Here is a 1,605-nt window from a genome sequence, read left to right as displayed (position 1 = left end):
CCACTGATGTGATCGACAAGAGCCTTTTTGATAAATCTGCGCTATTCTCCTGTCGCGCACGGACGACCGCGTGGCGAAGAGCAGGGTCCGAGGTGAGAGCCCTGCCGCGCAGCTTCTATCGTCGCACCTCGTTTGCGGCATCCGTGCGCGCCTTTCTCGGGCCTCGCGGGTTCCAACCGGCGACGAAGCGTGCATAGGCGCTCTCGGCCTGCTCCACCCACCGGCGCTCTTCTTCCCGGTGGCTCTTGATGTTGTAGGCGTGCGCGGCCCCCTTTTGGCCGCGCACGGCCTTGCTCCCGGCCTTGAGTTCCACATCGCGCAGCTTCTTGGCATGCAGGGAGGGTCGAGCCCACGCGTAACTCTCGCCCTTCATCAACAGATGCCAGATCACGACAGAGAGTTTGCGTGCGGTTGCCACGGCCGCGACATGCTGCCCGCGCCGGGCTCGCACACGCAGGAAGAAGGCTCGCAACGGTCCGGGAGCACGAGCGGCCGCCCAGGCCGCCTCGACGAGCATGCCGCGCGCATGACCACGGCCCTGCTTGGTGATCCGCCCATGGTAGGCCGGACCTGGCCCGGACTGTCGGACGCTTGGGTTCAACCCGAGATAGCTCACGAGCTTCTGCGGATCGTCGAAGCGCGACACGTCGCCGATCGCCGCCTTCATCGCCAGCGCGACGGTCATGTCGACCCCGGGAATGGTCATCAGCCGCTTCACGCCTTCATCCGCGAGAGCCGAGCGGGCAAGATCGCGTTCGATGACCTGGAGGTCTTCGCCCAATCGGTCGAACTCGCGCAGATGCCGATCGATCGCGAGGCGCTCGTCCTGCGGCACGACCTGCTCGCTCAACCATGACCGGCCCTTAGTGCCGCACAGGTCGGCATGCGGGCAGGACGGGATCAGGTGGCTATGAAGGATCGACTGGATGACGTTCTTCAATCGAGACCTCTGCCGGACAATCTGATTGCGCCGTGTCACCTGTCGACGCAGAGCCTGCGTCGGCTCATCCGGAATCCAGACTTCCGGCAGGAAGCCGCTGGCATAGAGCTGCGCCAGAACGCTGGCATCGATCGTGTCCGTCTTGATCTTGGCATAGGCGATGATGCGCACCTGCTTGGGGTTTGCGATCACCACTTTCTTCACATGCGGCGCGACAACCGCGGCGGCCGAGGACGCGTTGCCCGTCGCCTCGATCACCACGACATCATCCAACGACAGCTTTGCGGCGAAGGCATCCAGCAGATCGCGCCGCATGTCGACACGACCCAGCCGCCTGAGCCTGCCGTCCTCCCAAGCTACCGCCTCGGCGAAGGCGCGATGGATATCCAGTCCGATGATGCGCATGCCCGTTCCTCCTTCTTGGCTCGGTCAAAGACGGGAGCTGGCGGGCAACACGACATCTACTGATCCGCGCTCGCAGCGCATCCGGGAAAGTCGCGAGGGGCGGCCATGTAACGAGCTCGGGCTCTCAGCCCACGGTCTATTGACGGCCTGCCTGCACCTTCGTGCTCCCGGTGCCCCACGTCCCGGATGGGCTCACCATAAGGCCGTTCCAAAACAAGAACAGCAGGACGAAAAGGCACCACAGATCACATACCGGATAA

1 protein-coding gene is annotated in these 1,605 nt (G+C 63.9%); it reads right to left on the bottom strand.

Annotated features, from left to right (window positions below):
• Positions 1-115: 115 nt before the first annotated feature.
• On the bottom strand, positions 116-1,345 hold the full coding sequence (locus tag NKJ08_RS38670) for an IS110 family RNA-guided transposase (RefSeq protein ID WP_352516351.1): 1,230 nt from the start codon (positions 1,343-1,345) through the stop codon (positions 116-118).
• Positions 1,346-1,605: the final 260 nt, after the last annotated feature.

This window comes from Mesorhizobium sp. M0244 (assembly GCF_040321795.1).
Taxonomy (GTDB): Bacteria; Pseudomonadota; Alphaproteobacteria; order Rhizobiales; family Rhizobiaceae; genus Mesorhizobium.
The sequence above is the reverse complement of the archived record's forward strand: the minus strand, read 5'-3'. Positions and strand labels throughout refer to the sequence as shown.

What these genes read in the sequence shown, in the direction of transcription:
- NKJ08_RS38670 (WP_352516351.1), bottom strand. Translation starts at nt 1,345, where the DNA reads ATGCGCATCATCGGACTGGATATCCATCGCGCCTTCGCCGAGGCGGTA.